This window comes from Mycolicibacterium arenosum, from assembly GCF_024320865.1.
In the GTDB taxonomy this organism is placed as follows: Bacteria; Actinomycetota; Actinomycetes; order Mycobacteriales; family Mycobacteriaceae; genus Mycobacterium; species Mycobacterium arenosum.
In genome coordinates this window covers 732,395-748,067 of record NZ_JANDBD010000001.1, presented here as the reverse complement: position 1 = coordinate 748,067, position 15,673 = coordinate 732,395, and the positions used below count along the sequence as shown (strand labels likewise).

At 66.1% G+C, this 15,673-nt stretch carries 16 protein-coding genes and 1 rRNA gene; 1 reads left to right on the top strand and 16 read right to left on the bottom strand.

The features are described 5' to 3' along the window. Together NM203_RS03660 and murA are read right to left on the bottom strand one after the other, a co-directional pair. Positions 1–867 (bottom strand): 16S ribosomal RNA (locus NM203_RS03660); the annotation flags it as partial. Positions 868–1,205: 338 nt separating this feature from the next. Next, the gene (murA, locus tag NM203_RS03655) at positions 1,206–2,459 is read right to left on the bottom strand and encodes a UDP-N-acetylglucosamine 1-carboxyvinyltransferase (protein WP_255058253.1); all 1,254 of its coding nucleotides are present in this window, start codon (positions 2,457–2,459) and stop codon (positions 1,206–1,208) included. 82 nt (positions 2,460–2,541) lie between these two features. Here murA and NM203_RS03650 point away from each other — a divergent pair, with 82 nt between their 5' ends. Further along, positions 2,542–3,120 (top strand): cob(I)yrinic acid a,c-diamide adenosyltransferase, encoded by a 579-nt coding sequence (locus NM203_RS03650; protein ID WP_255058251.1) that lies wholly within the window; start codon positions 2,542–2,544, stop codon positions 3,118–3,120. 9 nt (positions 3,121–3,129) lie between these two features. Here the strand turns inward: NM203_RS03650 and NM203_RS03645 are convergent, their stop codons facing one another. The 14 genes from NM203_RS03645 to prfA all read right to left on the bottom strand — a co-directional run bounded on the left by NM203_RS03645 (position 3,130) and on the right by prfA (position 15,597). After that, positions 3,130–3,573 carry a DUF2550 domain-containing protein gene (locus NM203_RS03645; protein WP_255058250.1) on the bottom strand — a complete coding sequence of 148 codons (444 nt, stop codon included), beginning with the start codon at positions 3,571–3,573 and terminating at the stop codon, positions 3,130–3,132. A 6-nt stretch (positions 3,574–3,579) separates the two neighbouring features. Next, complete coding sequence (locus NM203_RS03640; RefSeq protein ID WP_255058249.1) at positions 3,580–3,945, bottom strand: F0F1 ATP synthase subunit epsilon; 366 nt, start codon at positions 3,943–3,945, stop codon at positions 3,580–3,582. 30 nt (positions 3,946–3,975) lie between these two features. After that, positions 3,976–5,406, bottom strand: coding sequence for a F0F1 ATP synthase subunit beta (gene atpD, locus NM203_RS03635; RefSeq protein ID WP_255058247.1), 1,431 nt, complete (start codon positions 5,404–5,406; stop codon positions 3,976–3,978). A gap of 23 nt (positions 5,407–5,429) precedes the next feature. After that, the gene (locus NM203_RS03630) at positions 5,430–6,359 is read right to left on the bottom strand and encodes a F0F1 ATP synthase subunit gamma (RefSeq protein WP_255058246.1); all 930 of its coding nucleotides are present in this window, start codon (positions 6,357–6,359) and stop codon (positions 5,430–5,432) included. A 12-nt stretch (positions 6,360–6,371) separates the two neighbouring features. Then, the gene (atpA, locus tag NM203_RS03625; protein ID WP_255058244.1) at positions 6,372–8,018 is read right to left on the bottom strand and encodes a F0F1 ATP synthase subunit alpha; all 1,647 of its coding nucleotides are present in this window, start codon (positions 8,016–8,018) and stop codon (positions 6,372–6,374) included. A gap of 47 nt (positions 8,019–8,065) precedes the next feature. Beyond that, positions 8,066–9,397, bottom strand: coding sequence for a F0F1 ATP synthase subunit B/delta (locus tag NM203_RS03620; RefSeq protein WP_255058243.1), 1,332 nt, complete (start codon positions 9,395–9,397; stop codon positions 8,066–8,068). Beyond that, on the bottom strand, positions 9,398–9,910 hold the full coding sequence (locus NM203_RS03615; protein ID WP_255058242.1) for a F0F1 ATP synthase subunit B: 513 nt from the start codon (positions 9,908–9,910) through the stop codon (positions 9,398–9,400). It abuts the gene before it with no gap. A 12-nt stretch (positions 9,911–9,922) separates the two neighbouring features. Next, the gene (locus NM203_RS03610) at positions 9,923–10,180 is read right to left on the bottom strand and encodes a F0F1 ATP synthase subunit C (protein ID WP_255058241.1); all 258 of its coding nucleotides are present in this window, start codon (positions 10,178–10,180) and stop codon (positions 9,923–9,925) included. Between the two features lie 75 nt (positions 10,181–10,255). Next, positions 10,256–11,029 carry a F0F1 ATP synthase subunit A gene (gene atpB / locus NM203_RS03605; protein WP_255058240.1) on the bottom strand — a complete coding sequence of 258 codons (774 nt, stop codon included), beginning with the start codon at positions 11,027–11,029 and terminating at the stop codon, positions 10,256–10,258. 5 nt (positions 11,030–11,034) lie between these two features. Beyond that, a complete protein-coding gene (locus tag NM203_RS03600; RefSeq protein WP_255058239.1) occupies positions 11,035–11,502 on the bottom strand; it encodes an ATP synthase subunit I in 468 nt (155 codons plus the stop codon). A 262-nt stretch (positions 11,503–11,764) separates the two neighbouring features. Then, positions 11,765–12,958: a glycosyltransferase family 4 protein gene (locus NM203_RS03595; protein ID WP_255058237.1), complete on the bottom strand. Its 1,194-nt coding sequence runs from the start codon at positions 12,956–12,958 to the stop codon at positions 11,765–11,767. Between the two features lie 31 nt (positions 12,959–12,989). Next, positions 12,990–13,652 carry an L-threonylcarbamoyladenylate synthase gene (locus NM203_RS03590; RefSeq protein ID WP_255058236.1) on the bottom strand — a complete coding sequence of 221 codons (663 nt, stop codon included), beginning with the start codon at positions 13,650–13,652 and terminating at the stop codon, positions 12,990–12,992. Between the two features lie 5 nt (positions 13,653–13,657). After that, positions 13,658–14,527, bottom strand: coding sequence for a peptide chain release factor N(5)-glutamine methyltransferase (gene prmC, locus NM203_RS03585; protein ID WP_255058235.1), 870 nt, complete (start codon positions 14,525–14,527; stop codon positions 13,658–13,660). Next, positions 14,524–15,597 (bottom strand): peptide chain release factor 1, encoded by a 1,074-nt coding sequence (gene prfA / locus NM203_RS03580; RefSeq protein WP_255058234.1) that lies wholly within the window; start codon positions 15,595–15,597, stop codon positions 14,524–14,526. The genes prmC and prfA overlap by 4 nt, the downstream gene beginning before the upstream one ends. Positions 15,598–15,673: the final 76 nt, after the last annotated feature.

The window sequence follows — 15,673 nt, the reverse complement described above, 5'->3', positions numbered from 1 at the left end:
GTACTCCCCAGGCGGGGTACTTAATGCGTTAGCTACGGCACGGATCCCAAGGAAGGAAACCCACACCTAGTACCCACCGTTTACGGCGTGGACTACCAGGGTATCTAATCCTGTTCGCTCCCCACGCTTTCGCTTCTCAGCGTCAGTTACTGCCCAGAGACCCGCCTTCGCCACCGGTGTTCCTCCTGATATCTGCGCATTCCACCGCTACACCAGGAATTCCAGTCTCCCCTGCAGTACTCTAGTCTGCCCGTATCGCCCGCACGCTCACAGTTAAGCCGTGAGATTTCACGAACAACGCGACAAACCACCTACAAGCTCTTTACGCCCAGTAATTCCGGACAACGCTCGCACCCTACGTATTACCGCGGCTGCTGGCACGTAGTTGGCCGGTGCTTCTTCTGCACATACCGTCACTTGCGCTTCGTCTGTGCTGAAAGAGGTTTACAACCCGAAGGCCGTCATCCCCCACGCGGCGTCGCTGCATCAGGCTTGCGCCCATTGTGCAATATTCCCCACTGCTGCCTCCCGTAGGAGTCTGGGCCGTATCTCAGTCCCAGTGTGGCCGGACACCCTCTCAGGCCGGCTACCCGTCGACGCCTTGGTAGGCCATTACCCCACCAACAAGCTGATAGGCCGCGGGCCCATCCCACACCGCAAAAGCTTTCCACCACCGACCATGAAGCCGATGATCATATCCGGTATTAGACCCAGTTTCCCAGGCTTATCCCGAAGTGCAGGGCAGATCACCCACGTGTTACTCACCCGTTCGCCACTCGAGTACCCCGAAGGGCCTTTCCGTTCGACTTGCATGTGTTAAGCACGCCGCCAGCGTTCGTCCTGAGCCAGGATCAAACTCTCCAAACAAAACCTAAAAGGCAATTCAGAAAAATCTGACCTAACACCAGTAATCAAACTGGCAAAAAACAACGTCGCACCCCTACAAACGGGAAAACAAGAAGCACGACAAAAAACAACAAACAAAAACCACCAAACACACTATTGAGTTCTCAAACAACACACCCGCAAACCGATATCTCCCGGTTTTGAGGCAACCCCACTACTGTACACCAGCTTTGGGGAGATATCAAGCCCCGTCCTCCGGTCTTACGACCGCGGCCGAGGGCTTGATGAGAAGGAGCTAGGCGCTCCGAACTCGTAGGAACAACCATACCTCACGCCACAGCAGTCCCAAAATCGCCTGGTCACGTGACCCGTTCGATCTCTGCGCCAAGGCTTTTCAGGTTCTCGACGAACAGCGGATAGCCGCGATCGATGTGGAAGACGTCGTGAACTTCGGTGTCGCCGTCGGCGACCAGACCCGCGAGCACCAGGCCCGCGCCGGCCCGGATGTCCGACGCCCAGACCGGCGCGCTCGAGAGCTGGGTGATGCCGCGCACCACCGCGTGGTGTCCGTCGGTGCGCGCATCGGCGCCCAACCGGATCATCTCCTCGACGAAGCGGAACCGCGCTTCGAACACGTTCTCGGTGATCATCGACGTTCCGTCGGCGACACACGCCAATCCGATCGCCATCGGCTGCAGATCCGTTGGGAAGCCGGGGAACGGCAGGGTCGCGACGTCGACTGCCTTGGGCCGCTCGTACTGGACGATGCGGAACCCGTCGTCACTCTGCGTGACTGTCGCTCCGGCAGCGTGCAACTTGTGCAGCACCAGCTGCAGGTGCTGCGGATCCACACCGGTCACCGAGATATCGCCTCTGGTCATCGCCGCGGCGATCCCCCAGGTCGCCGCCACGATACGGTCGCCGATCACCCGATGTTCCGTCGGATGCAGCACGTCGACGCCCGTGATCACCATCGTCGAGGATCCCGCGCCGGTGATCTGGGCGCCCATCTGGTTGAGCATCTCGCACAGGTCGATCACATCGGGCTCGCGCGCCGCGTTGTGAATCGTCGTCACGCCTTCGGCGAGCACCGCCGCCATCATGATGTTCTCGGTGGCCCCGACCGACGGGAACTCGAGTTGGATCTCCGCTCCCCGGAGGTGGTCGGCCTCGGCGACGACACAGCCGTGCTCGATGTTGCACCGCGCTCCGAGCTGGCGCAGACCTGCCTGGTGCATGTCGAGAGGCCGAGAGCCGATGGCGTCCCCGCCCGGTAGCGCGACCTTGGCCTTCTTGCAGCGGCCGACAAGGGGTCCAAGCACGCAGACGGAGGCCCGGAACTGCCGCACCGCCGCGAAATCGGCGTCGTACTTGAGTTCGTCGGGCGACGTGATGCGCACGGTGTCGCCGTCGAGCTCCACGGTGGCCCCCAATCCGCGCAACACCTCGGCCATCAACGGCACGTCGAGGATGTCCGGGCAGTTGGTGATCGTGCTGGTGCCCTCCGCCAGAAGCGCAGCCGCCATCAGCTTCAACACGCTGTTCTTGGCTCCCCCGACGGCGACTTCGCCAGCTAACCGGGATCCGCCGGTCACCACGAAACGCTCGCTCACGCGGGTTATTTTAGGGCAGTCAACGACCCTCCGACTGCCACAGGCGCTCGGGAGAAGGTCGTAACCGAGTACGGTTGCGCCCATGGCAGTGCACCTGACCCGCATTTATACGCGTACCGGCGATGACGGAACGACCGGCTTGAGCGACTTCAGCCGGGTGTCGAAGAACGACCCCCGCCTTGAGGCCTACGCGGATTGCGACGAGACCAATGCGGCCCTCGGCGTCGCGGTGTCCGTGGGTCAGCCCGGTGAGCCGATTCGCAGCGTCCTCCTACGAATCCAGAACGACCTGTTCGATGCGGGCGCCGACCTCTCCACTCCGCTGGTCGAGAACCCCGAGTACCCGCCGCTGCGGATCTCGCAGGACTACATCGACCGCCTGGAGACGTGGTGCGACGAATTCAACGAGTCGCTCCCGGCGCTGAATTCCTTTGTGCTGCCCGGCGGTACACCGCTGTCGGCGTACCTGCACGTGGCACGCACCGTGGCGAGGCGCGCGGAACGGTCGGCATGGCGGGCCGTCGAGCAGCACGGTGACGGCATCAGCGTGTTACCCGCTAAGTACTTGAACCGGCTGTCCGACTTGCTGTTCATCCTGTCCCGCGTTGCCAACCCCGACGGCGACGTGCTGTGGCAGCCCGGCGGCAAGACGCCCGGATAGTCCCCGGAACTAGCCTCGCCGCCGCGTACGCGGCGATGGCCGGGACTCCAGCCAGGAGGTGAAGGCCGTCAACGCCCCCCGGTCGAGAGCGATCTCATAGCCGTGGCGACTGTCGGGATGGGTGTCCCGCAATTCGAGCACCACGATCTCGGATGTCATGATGTCGAACTCGTCACCCCTGGGGGCGCGCCGCGAGACAACCTCGAGACCGCGCCGGGAGAGCCGCCGATCCGGCCACCAACGCAGGCTCGACAGCCGGTAGAAACCCGCCTCACCACCGCGGTACCGAATCACGCCGTGGCGCCAGCCGTGCCCGCCAACGGCGGGCGCATCGCGCAGGATGGCGGCGGTGCCACCGACCTGACGCAGCTTCCACAGGCGATAGAACAGTGCGCCGACGACGATCAGGAGCACACCGATGAGCGCGACCATGAACATCATGAGCGCGCTCACCGGCGGTCAGTCGAGTTGGCCTAGGGCGCGCAAGCGCGCCCTGCCCCATGCCGCGGTGCGTTCGTCGTCGGACTCGGAATCCTGCTTGGCGTCGTCCGCATTGATCTCGGACTCGAACTCGGCGTTCTCCACCAGAATCCGGACCGCCTCCTCGGTGACCGACAGGAAGCCGCCGTCGACCGCGATGCGAAGGTCGTCCTCGCCCTCGCGCTCGACGCGGACCATCGCGTCGTCGACGAGCTGGGCTACCAACGGGATGTGCCGCGGCAGAATGCCGATCTCGCCGGCGGTCGTCCTGGTGAAGACGAACGTCGCGTCACCCGACCACAGCTCACGCTCCACGGCGACGATCTCCACGTGCAGTTCAGCCATGGCACACCACCTTTCGAGCTAGAGAAGCGATCACAGCTTGGCGCCGAGGCTTTCGGCCTTCTTCGCCAGATCGTCGAGTCCACCGATGAGGAAGAACGCCTGCTCGGGCAGGTGGTCGAAGTCGCCCTTCGAGAGCTTGTCGAACGCCTCGATGGTCTCCTTCAGCGGAACCGTCGAACCCGGCTGGCCGGTGAACTGCTCGGCCGCCATCATGTTCTGGCTCAGGAAGCGCTCGATGCGACGCGCCCGGTTCACCAGCTGCTTGTCCTCTTCGGACAGCTCGTCGACACCGAGAATCGCGATGATGTCCTGGAGGTCCTTGTAGCGCTGCAGGATTCGGATGACCTCCTGCGCGACGCGGTAGTGCTCATCACCGACGACCGCGGGGTCGAGGATCGTCGAGCTCGAGGCCAACGGATCCACGGCCGGGAAGATGCCTTTGGAGAACACGTTACGGCTGAGCTCCGTCGTCGCGTCGAGGTGCGCGAACGTCGTGGCCGGAGCCGGGTCGGTGTAGTCGTCGGCGGGCACGTACACGGCCTGCATCGAGGTGATCGAGCGGCCACGCGTCGAGGTGATGCGCTCCTGCAGCTCACCCATCTCGTCGGCAAGAGTCGGCTGGTAGCCCACCGCCGACGGCATGCGGCCGAGCAGCGTCGAGACCTCGGAACCGGCCTGGGTGAACCGGAAGATGTTGTCGATGAACAGCAGCACGTCCTGCTGCTTCTCGTCGCGGAAGTACTCCGCCATGGTCAGGGCTGACAGCGCGACGCGCATACGGGTGCCGGGCGGCTCGTCCATCTGACCGAACACCAAGGCGGTGTCCTTGAGCACGTCGGCGTCCGCGAGCTCGACCCAGAGGTCGTTGCCCTCACGGGTGCGCTCCCCCACGCCGGCGAACACCGAGGTGCCACCGAAGTTACGGGCGATGCGGTTGATCATCTCCTGGATCAGCACCGTCTTGCCGACGCCCGCGCCACCGAACAGGGCGATCTTGCCGCCACGCACGTACGGGGTGAGCAGGTCGACGACCTTGAGGCCGGTCTCGAGCATCTCGGTACGGGGCTCGAGCTCGGCGAACGGCGGCGGCTTGCGGTGGATCGACCAGTGGTCGAAGTCCTCGCCGTAACCGGGCTCGTCGAGGCAGTCGCCGAGGGCGTTGAACACGTGGCCCTTGACCCCGTCGCCGACCGGCACCGAGATCGACCTGCCGGTGTCGGACACCTCGACGCCGCGGACCAGTCCGTCCGTCGGCTGCATCGAGATCGTGCGCACCAGACTGTCACCGAGGTGCTGCGCAACCTCGAGAGTCAGGGTTTTGGCCAGATCCTTGTAGCTGATCTCGGCGTGCAGGGCGTTGAACAGTTCGGGTACGGAGCCACGGGGGAACTCCACGTCGACCACGGGACCCGTGATACGAACCACGCGACCCGTCGTTGTCTTCTCGGCGGTTGCAGTCATTTCCTCTTCGCTTCCTACGATGCCTATTTGGCGTCGGCCAGCGCGTTGGCGCCACCGACGATTTCGCTGATTTCCTGGGTGATCTGGGCCTGACGCTCGCGGTTCGCCATCAGCGTCAGGTCCTTGATCAAATCGTCGGCGTTGTCCGAGGCCGACTTCATGGCGCGGCGCCTCGATGCGGACTCCGATGCGGCCGCCTCGAGCAGTGCCGCGTAGACACGTGTCGCCACGTAGCGCGGGAGCAGAGCGTCGAACAGCGTCTCGGGATCGGGTTCGAACGAGAACAGCGTCTGCGGACCGTCCTCGGGCTCGTCGTCCCCGACGTACTCGACCACCATCGGCGCGATCCGCCGCGCCGCGGCGTTCTGCGAGAGCATCGACTTGAACTCGGTGAACACGATGTGCAGCTCGTCGACGCCGAGGATTCCATCCGCACCCGGATCGTCGCCCTCGTCGTCCACCCCCGACATGAACGCGTTCACCAGGGTGTCGGCGATCTCGCGGGCGTTCTCGTACGTCGGCCGCTCGGAGAACCCGGTCCAGGACTCCGTCACCTCGCGATTGCGGAAGCTGTAGTAGCCCAACGCCTTTCGTCCCACGGTGTAGACCACCGGATCCTTGCCCTCCTCGCGCAGCAGCGAGAACAGCTCCTCGGACTGCCGGAGCACGTTGGCGTTGTACGCTCCGCACAACCCGCGGTCCGACGACACCACCAGCACACCGGCGCGCTTGGGGTTCTCCCGCGCGACGAGCAGCGGGTGGTCCAGCGCGCTGGCGCTCGCGAGTTCGGTCAGCATGCTGGTGATCTCGGTCGAGAAGGGACGAGCCGCTTCGACTCGGGCCTGCGCCTTCGCGATTCGCGACGTGGCGATCAGTTCCTGGGCCTTGGTGATCTTCTTGATCGACCCGGCGGACTTGATGCGCCCGCGCAACTCGCGCAGTGTGGCTGCCATGTAGTCGCCTACCTACTTCTTCGGTGCCGGCTTGCGGACCTTGACGGATTCCTTCTCGACGTCCTCTTCGTCCATCGCCTCGGTCTCCGCCTCGTTCACGACGACGGAACTGCCGTCAGTGGCCGAAAAGCCCTTCTTGAACTCGTTGATGACGTCGGTGAGCTTCTGCTCGGTCTCCTCGGAGAGCTTCTTGGTCTCCCTGATCTCCGTGAGGATGTCATCGTGGGACGCCTTGACGTGCTCGAGCACCTCCCGCTCGAAGCGCGAAACATCCTCGACGGGAACCGAATCCAGGTGGCCCTTGGTACCGAGGAAGATCGCGACGACCTGGTTTTCCACGGAGTACGGCGTGTACTGCGGCTGCTTGAGCAGCTCCACCAGGCGGGCACCGCGCTCCAGCTGAGCCTTGGACGCCGCGTCCAGATCCGACGCGAAGGCGGCGAACGCCTCGAGTTCGCGGTACTGCGACAGCTCCAAGCGGAGACTGCCCGCGACCTCCTTCATCGCCTTGATCTGCGCGGCGCCACCGACGCGCGACACCGACACACCGACGTTGATGGCCGGTCGCACGCCCTGGTTGAACAGGTCGGACTCCAGGAAGCACTGGCCGTCGGTGATCGAGATGACGTTCGTGGGAATGAACGCCGAGATGTCGCTGGCCTTGGTCTCGATGATCGGCAGCCCCGTCATCGACCCGCCGCCGAGTTCGTCGGAGAGCTTCGCGCAGCGCTCGAGAAGACGCGAGTGCAAGTAGAACACGTCACCGGGGAAGGCTTCGCGACCCGGCGGGCGGCGCAGCAGCAGCGAGATCGCGCGGTAGGCGTCGGCCTGCTTGGAGAGGTCGTCGAACACGATGAGAACGTGCTTGCCGTCGTACATCCACTGCTGACCGATGGCCGAACCGGTGTACGGCGCAAGCCACTTGAAGCCCGCGGCGTCGGATGCCGGTGCGGCGACGATGGTGGTGTACTCCATCGCGCCACCCTCTTCGAGCGCGCGCTTCACACTGGCGATCGTGGTGCCCTTCTGGCCGATCGCGACGTAGACGCAGCGCACCTGCTGCTTAGGATCGCCGGTGGCCCACGCCTCACGCTGATTGAGGATGGTGTCGACGCAGACCGCGGTCTTGCCGGTCTTGCGGTCACCGATGATCAGCTGACGCTGGCCACGGCCGATCGGGGTCTGGCTGTCGATGGCCTTGATGCCGGTCTGCAGCGGCTCGCTCACGCCCTGACGCTGAATCACCGACGGGGCCTGGAGTTCCAGCACACGACGGGTGTCCGATTCGATGTCGCCCTGCGCGTCGATCGGCTGCCCCAGCGGGTTCACCACGCGGCCGAGGAAGGCATCGCCGACCGGGACGGAGAGCACCTCGCCGGTGCGCTTGACCTGCTGGCCCTCTTCGATCTTCTCGAAGTCGCCGAGGATCACGACGCCGACGCTGTGCTCGTCGAGGTTCAGCGCCACGCCGAGCACGCCGCCGGGGAACTCGAGGAGCTCCTGGGTCATGACCGAGGGCAGGCCCTCGACGTGTGCGATGCCGTCACCGGCGTCGATCACGGTGCCGATCTCTTCGCGCTCGGTGTCGGCGGAGAACGACGATACGTAATCCTCGACGGCGCTCTCAATGTCAGAAGCGGAGATTGTCAACTCTGCCATGGTTGTTCGTCTTCCTGCCTTGCGTTAGCGGGTGGTCTAAAGGGTTGTCAGTCGGGCAGCTGTGTCTGTGCGGCCGCGAGGCGCGACGCGATGGAGCCGTCGATGACCTCGTCGCCGACCGCGACCGTCAGGCCGCCGAGCAGCTCGGGATCCACGTTGAGCTGCACCGAGACGGGATGTCCGTAGATCCGGGTCAGCACCTCGGTGAGCCGCGCGCTCTGCGCATCCGAGAGGTCTGCGGCCGCGGTGACGTGAGCGACCACCTCGCCGCGTCGCGCAACCGCGAGCTCGGCCAGGTCCAGCACGGCCTCGTCGGCACGCTCACCGCGCAGCAGTGCCACGGTCTGCGTCAGCAGGGCCTTCGCCGTCTCGTTGACACCGTCACCGAGCACTCTGTGCAGCAGCGCGATTCGGCCCTCGGCGGGCTCCGAGTAGTCGCTCAGCAGCACCGTGAGGTGCGGCTCGGAGTCGACCGCGCGGCCGAACCGGAACAGCTGTTCCTCGACCTCGTCGACCTCGTCGGCGAGCTCGGCGCGACGCAGCAGCGCCAGCCGCGCGGTGTACTCGACGGCGTCGACGAGGTCGGCCTCGGCCGACCAGCGCTGTGAGACGGCGGTGCGAAGCAGGTCGAGAGTGTGGTCGTCGACCTTGCCCGACAACACCTGCTCGAGAAGCCGGACCTTCGCCGACGCGTTGTCGGTCGGCTCCGCCAGGTGCTTGTTGAGGGTGGGCTGGGTGACCAGCAGTGTGACCACGGCGGCCAATTCGTCTGCCAACGTGTTGAGTCCGGGCTCCCGGAGCCGCCCTGCGACCTCGTCGAACTTCTCGGTCAGCGCCGCGAGGGCGTCGCGGCTGGCCGCCCTCAGCCTGGCCGATGCCCCGGTCTCGATGACGGCCGTCGACGGCGCCATCTCGTCGAGTTCGGCCAGGAAGCGGTCCACCGTCGCGGATTGCGCCGCGGGATCGGCCACGTGGGCACGGACCAGTTCGGCGGCCTTCTCGACCGACTCCTCACCCAGTCCGTTGCGGAGCTGCCGGATCAGCTGCTGACGCATCAGCTGAACCTGTTGTGCGCCTTGCGCCTTGATGCGCTCGGCGTCCACACCGGCCTGCTCCTTGAGCTGTTCGGCGATCCGCTCCGAGTCGTGCTTGGCCTCCTCGGTGACCTTCGCCGACTGGGCCTTGGCATCCTCGAGCGCCTTGGCGTGCATGGCGTCGGCGTCTTCGAGCTTCTTGGCCGCCGCAGCGCTCTCGGCGAGCGCGGTCCGCACGGCCTCCTGCTGCTTTGCCATCATCCCCTTCACCGGCGGGACGACCCACTTGACGATGATGAAGGCGATGACCGCGAAGCCGATCAGCTGCCCGATGAAAATCGACATCTACTGGCTCCCGCCTGATTTCACGTCGACGCCGAGGATGCGGCTGGCCAACGTCGTCGACAGTCCGTCGACCGAGGACTGCAGTTCCGACTCGGTCGCCGTGCGCTGCTCGGACAACGTGGCGTCGGCCCGGCTCACGGTCTCGGCCACCTCGGAACTGGCCTCGGCGCGCTTCGCGTCGATCACCTGCCTGCCGGCGTTGCGCGCCTCGTCGCGGATGGCGGACGCGTCGCCGCGCGCCGCCGCCATCGCCTCGTCGTAATCCGCCTGGGCTGCTGCCACCTGCTCGGCCGACTTGCGGCTGTCCGCAGCGGTCTTGGCCAGCATCGCCTCGCGCTCGGCGAGCACCTTGCTGACCGGCGGCACGACCCACTTCGCGATCACGCCGAGCACGATCAGGAAGATGAGCAGCACGGCGAAGAAGGTGCCGTTGGGTAGCAGGAAGTTGCTCTGCCCGCCACCTTCTTCTGCGGCGAGGATCGTCGCAGGAACTACTACGGTGAGGTCACCCATGCTGTCGGCTGACTAGCCCGAGTAGGCCGGCGTGGCGAACACGAAGAGCGCCATGAATGCCAGGTTGATGAAGTACGCGGCCTCCACCAGACCAACGGTGATGAAGAACGGCGTGAAGAGGCGGCCCTGCGCCTCGGGCTGGCGGGCGATGCCGGAGATCAGCGCGTTACCGGCGATACCGTCACCGATGCCGGCACCGATCGCGCCGCCGCCCATGATCAGCCCGCCGCCGATCAGCGCACCCGCCGTGATGATGGCGTTTGCATCCATTCCTTTTTCCTCCTTGGTTTCTGGTGGCGGTGCCACCAGGACTATTTGGTCCTACTGGTCGTGCAGGTCGGTTAGCTAGTGGTGGTCGTCTTCCAACTCCATCGCCTGGCTGAAGTACAGGATCGTCAGCAGCGAGAAGATGAACGCCTGGATGAGGCCGACGAAGAGGTCGAACGTCTTCCAGATGGCATTGGGTGCCCACTGGATGTACCAGGGGAACATCGCGATGAGTGCGACGAGGATGCCGCCCGCGAAGATGTTGCCGAAGAGTCGGAGTGCCAACGAGATCGGCTTGGCGATCTCCTCGACGAGGTTGATCGGCATCATCAGCGTGACGTGGCCCTTGAGCACCTTCCACGGGTGGCTCGGGCCGCGGCGCCAGAAGCCGGCCGCGTGATAGGCGATGAACACGAACGCCGCCAGCGCCAACACGAAGTTGATGTCGGAGGCCGGCGCCTTGTAGAGCTCGTGCGCCGTGTCGCCCACTCCGTACTGCAGCGGTAGGACGGCCAGCCAGTTGGAGATCAGAATCGTCGCGAAGATGGCGACGGCCAGCGGCAGCACGAACGGTGCGACCCTCATGCCGATGGAGGCCTCGATCTGCCCGCGCATCTGGATTGTGAGTGCCTCCCAGAACAGCTGCACACCGCCCGGCACACCCGTCGAGGTCACCTTCGACTTCAGGAAGAAGGCCAGCAGGATGATGATCACGCCCGTGATGGCGGTGGCGAGAATGGTGTCGCCGTTGAACGTCATCCCGAACAGCTCGAACACCATGGTGTGGTGTCCGACTTGAATGGCGGCGCCACCTTCCTCAGCGGCGAGGAGCGTTACGGTCGTCCCAGTCATTGCAGTCAGCTCAACTTTCCTTCGTCTCGAGCCTTCGAATCGGTGTCCAGGACGTCCAGACCCTGTGTGCGGATCTTCTTCAGGATCGGCAGGCTGGTGCTGAGCACCAGCAGCGCCTGGAAGATCGCGAGTCCGAACACCACGCCGAGTCCGCCGTTGTTCTTGAAGATGAACGCGATGGTGAGTGCGACGGCGGTGATGACGAGAAGCCGCGTCGCCGAGTTGAGGGCCATCTTCTTCTTCAGCGGATGGTCCTCGGCGGTGATCGCGTCAACCGCGCGCTTCACGAGCATCGCGTTGAGCAAACCCAGGCCGAGTCCGATGCCGAAGAAGACGCCGAAGAGCGGGCTGCCGATGTACCAGGAGGCGGCGACCGCGACTGCGGTGAGCGCGAGGCACACGACGAGCAATCGCACCGGCCTGAAGGCGACGGCGGGATACACCAACGGCGCATCCTGCGCTGGGGTGGTCACTGCTTCACCTCAATCCCGCGGGTCCTCGAGAGGAACCCCATGAACAACGATGTTCCGGTGCGTGCCCGACGACTGTATCGAAGGGCGACGGGCGCGCTGGAATCACCCAAGGGGTAGCTCCCTTATGTCGGTCGTGTATCGGCGCCGAATCGGTCTTGCGAACCGATGGGCCGGGCCGGCAACCCGCGAGGTTTTTCGGGTTCTGCCAGTAACGTACCACATGGTAAACGGCCCAAAAGGGGGCCTACTACTTTTCGTCGTATTAGAGTTCCCTGCCACCACCTGTGAAGGGTTCTCCGCGTCTCAACAACGGAATCAGCGTGATGACGACCGCGACGACGATGGCCGCGAGCATGACCCCACCGGTGTATCGGGGGTCGAAGAAAATGGTGCTCGCGGCGCCCAGTGCGACGATGCCGACCCACATGTAGATCAGCAGCACCACCCGCCGATGCGAGTGGCCGATCTGCAGCAGTCGGTGGTGCAGATGCATCTTGTCCGGACTGAACGGGCTGCGGCCGGCCCTGGTGCGTCGCACGATCGCCAGCAACATGTCCAGAGCGGGCACGAACATCACGGCAACCACCAACAGGAACGGCGACAGCAGCGCGAAGACGTCGCGGGCACCGTAGGCGTTCTGCGAGATGGGCCCCGCAGCCGTGGTGGACGCGGCCGCGAGCATCAGGCCGATGAGCATCGATCCCGAATCACCCATGAAGATTCGCGCGGGATGGAAGTTGTGCGGCAGGAAGCCCAGGCAGGCGCCCGCCAGCACCACCGAGATCACCGCGGGCGGGTAGAAGAGCACGTCGCCACCGTGGTCGCGCAACAGTCCGATCGAGAAGATGCAGATGGCCGCCGCGGTGATGAGGCCGAGGCCGGCGGCGAGACCGTCGAGGCCGTCGACGAAGTTCATCGCGTTCACGATCGACACGGTCAGCGCCAGTGTGAGCAGGATCGAGGTGACCTGGTCCAGCACGATCGTGCCGACGCCGCCGATCGGGATGTACAGGACGCTCCACGCGACGCCCATGGTGACCAGCACGCTTGCGGCGGTGATCTGGCCAGCGAACTTCGTCAGCGCGTCCAGTCCCCAGCGATCGTCGATGAGCCCGATCGCCATGATCAGCCCGCCGGCGACCACAACGGCGGGCATGCCCGACGAGTAGACGAAACCCCTTGTGAGAGCGGGCAGTTGCGAGGCCAGCAAGACGGCCGCGGCGACGCCGATGTACATCGCCAGGCCGCCCATGCGCGGGATCGGTTCGATGTGCACGTCGCGCTCGCGCGGGTAGGCCACCGCGCCGAGCCGGGTCGCGATGGCGCGCACCCACCCGGTGGCGAGGTAGGTGACGACCGCCGCGGTGAGGCCGACGAGGGCCAACTCCCGCAGCGGAACGCCTGCGCCACGGTCGTTCAGCGCGAGCGTCACCGTGCCCAACGCCTCACTCACCACTCGAAGAACCGTACTTGACGAAGCTGAGTGGTCAGTCGGCCGCCGAGAGGGAATCAGCCTCGACGCCGAGGACCTCGGCCACCTGCGCGGCCGTCACCGGGCCCTCGCGCAGGACGCGGGGCTGCGCACCGGTCAGGTCGACGATCGTCGACGCCGCCTCGTTGACCGACGTGCCCGCCTCGAGGTACACGCTGACGAGATCGCCGAGTTGGTCGCGGGCATCGGCCGCGGTCACTGCCGCCGGGCGGCCCGAGACGTTGGCACTGGACACCGCCATGGGCCCGACCTCGCGGAGCAGTTCGATCGCGACGGGATGCAGCGGCATGCGCAGCATCACGGTCCCGTTGGCGTCGCCCAGATCCCACTGCAGCGACGGCGCCTGGCGCACGACGAGGCTCAGGGCACCGGGCCAGAAGGCGCGGATGAGCTCGCGGGCAGCGGGCGGAACGGAGTAGACCAGCCCCTCGATGGTGTGCCAGGAGCCGACGAGCACCCCCACCGGCATGTCCCTGCCGCGCCCCTTGGCGGACAGCAGCGCGGCGACGGCCGCGCTGTCGAAGGCGTCGGCGCCGATGCCGTAGACGGTGTCGGTGGGCATCACGACCAACCGCCCGCTCTTGGCAGCGCTGATCGCCGTCTCGATGCCCTTCCGCCGCTGCTCGGCGTCGGAGCAGTCGAAAACCTCGGTTGCCATGACTCCTACCTTCTCACCCGCGTCGCCGTGACGAACCGCGGTCGACCCGTCAAGTCGCGGTGCGCCGTCACGTCGGTGAACATCCCCGCCCGGTCGAACACCGCGACCGTCGCGGCCGACGTGCTGTCGTCGTGCTCGATGCCGATACGGCCGCTCCCCCGACGCAGCAGCCGCTGGGCGTGCGCGACGATCGGCTCGATGACGGCCATGCCGTCCGGACCGCCGAACAGCGCGTGGTGCGGATCATGTTGTGCTACTTCGGGTTCCAGCTCGGCACCCTCGGGAATGTAGGGCGGGTTCGCGACGATGAGGTCGACGGCGCCGTCGTGGGCGGCGAGCAGACCGGGCGCGGTCACATCGGCCGCGACCAGGTCGATGGCGGCCCCGGCGGCGTTCCGCCGGGCGTAGTCGAGGGCGCTGTCGGAGTCGTCGACCGCGATCACCCGCGCACCGGGCCGCGCGTGCGCCAGCGCCACCGCCAGCGCGCCGGACCCGGTACACAGGTCGACGATGAGCGGCCGATCCGGAAGCGGTTGGGCGAGAGCCCATTCCAGCAGTGCCTCGGTTTCCGGGCGCGGCACGAACACTCCGGGGCCGACGCTCAGCGTGACCGGGCCGAAGCCCGCGCTCCCGATCAGGTGCTGCAGCGGGATGCGGTCGGCGCGCGCGGCGACGAGGACGCGGTACCGGCCGAGGAAGCCGTCGTCGGGTTCCACCATGATCAGCCGACTGCGGTCGACCCCCGCGGCGTGCGCGGCGAGGTTCTCGGCATCGGCACGCGCGCTGGCGATCCCCGCCTCGCGGAGCGTGCGAGCGGCGTCGTCGATCGCGCGGCGCAGCGTGTTTCCGCCCGCCCCGGGCCGGGACGCCGTCACGCCTCCTGCAGCCTCGTCTCCTTGTCGGCGGCGGCCAACGCGTCGAGCAGTGCGTCCATCTCGCCGTCGAGGACCTGATCGAGGTTGTGCGCCTTGAAGTTGATCCGGTGGTCGGCGATGCGGTTCTCCGGGAAGTTGTACGTCCGGATGCGCTCACTGCGGTCGACGGTGCGGATCTGGCTGGCCCGGTCCGCGGACGCGTCCGCCGAGGCCTGCTCTTCGGCGAGGGCCTGCAGCCGGGCCGCCAGCACCACCATGGCGCGCGCCTTGTTCTGAAGCTGCGAACGCTCGTTCTGACAGGTGACGACGATCCCGGTGGGCAGGTGCGTGATGCGGACGGCGGAGTCCGTGGTGTTGACGCCCTGACCGCCCTTGCCGGACGACCGGTAGACGTCGATGCGGAGGTCGGACTCGTCGATCTGCACCTCGGCCACGTCCTCGGGTTCCGGGTAGACGAGGACGCCGGCTGCCGAGGTGTGCACGCGCCCTTGGGATTCCGTGACGGGCACGCGTTGCACGCGGTGCACGCCGCCTTCGAACTTCAGCCGGGACCAGACGCCGTCGGCCGAGTCGCCCTTGCTGGCGATCGTGATGGTGGCGTCCTTGTAGCCGCCGAGGTCCGACCACGTCTCGTCGAGCACGGTCACCGACCAGCCGTGGCGTTCCGCGTAGCGGATGTACATCCGGGCGAGGTCGGCGGCGAACAGGGCCGACTCCTCGCCTCCCTCACCGGATTTCACTTCGAGCACCACGTCGTCCGCGTCGTGCGGGTCGCGCGGGGCCAACAGGTCGGTGAGCTGGGTGTCGAGTTCCTGGACGCGCGTCTCGAGCTCGGGAACCTCCTCGGCGAACGACGCGTCATCGGCCGCGAGTTCCCTTGCCGCCTCCAGATCGCCGCGCGCCGCCTCGAGCTTGCGGTGGGTCGCCACGATCGGCGCCACCTGGGCGAACCGTCGGCCCACTCGCTTCGCGGCGGCCGCATCGGCATGCAACGAGGGGTCGGCGAGTTGGGTCTCGAGGTCGGTGTACTCGGCGAGCAGCGCCTCGATCCTGGGAGCGTTGTCGCTCACGCGCACCTCCTTGCGTTGCGATGGACCATCCGTGGAACGACAACGGCGCCCGAACCTGACGCGAATGCGACAGATC

What these genes read in the sequence shown, in the direction of transcription:
- atpD (WP_255058247.1), bottom strand. Translation starts at nt 5,406, where the DNA reads ATGACTGCAACCGCCGAGAAGACAACGACGGGTCGCGTGGTTCGTATC.
- atpA (WP_255058244.1), bottom strand. Translation starts at nt 8,018, where the DNA reads ATGGCAGAGTTGACAATCTCCGCTTCTGACATTGAGAGCGCCGTCGAG.
- NM203_RS03640 (WP_255058249.1), bottom strand. Translation starts at nt 3,945, where the DNA reads ATGGCTGAACTGCACGTGGAGATCGTCGCCGTGGAGCGTGAGCTGTGG.
- NM203_RS03650 (WP_255058251.1), top strand. Translation starts at nt 2,542, where the DNA reads ATGGCAGTGCACCTGACCCGCATTTATACGCGTACCGGCGATGACGGA.
- NM203_RS03610 (WP_255058241.1), bottom strand. Translation starts at nt 10,180, where the DNA reads ATGGATGCAAACGCCATCATCACGGCGGGTGCGCTGATCGGCGGCGGG.
- NM203_RS03615 (WP_255058242.1), bottom strand. Translation starts at nt 9,910, where the DNA reads ATGGGTGACCTCACCGTAGTAGTTCCTGCGACGATCCTCGCCGCAGAA.
- NM203_RS03630 (WP_255058246.1), bottom strand. Translation starts at nt 6,359, where the DNA reads ATGGCAGCCACACTGCGCGAGTTGCGCGGGCGCATCAAGTCCGCCGGG.
- atpB (WP_255058240.1), bottom strand. Translation starts at nt 11,029, where the DNA reads ATGACTGGGACGACCGTAACGCTCCTCGCCGCTGAGGAAGGTGGCGCC.
- NM203_RS03590 (WP_255058236.1), bottom strand. Translation starts at nt 13,652, where the DNA reads ATGGCAACCGAGGTTTTCGACTGCTCCGACGCCGAGCAGCGGCGGAAG.
- NM203_RS03620 (WP_255058243.1), bottom strand. Translation starts at nt 9,397, where the DNA reads ATGTCGATTTTCATCGGGCAGCTGATCGGCTTCGCGGTCATCGCCTTC.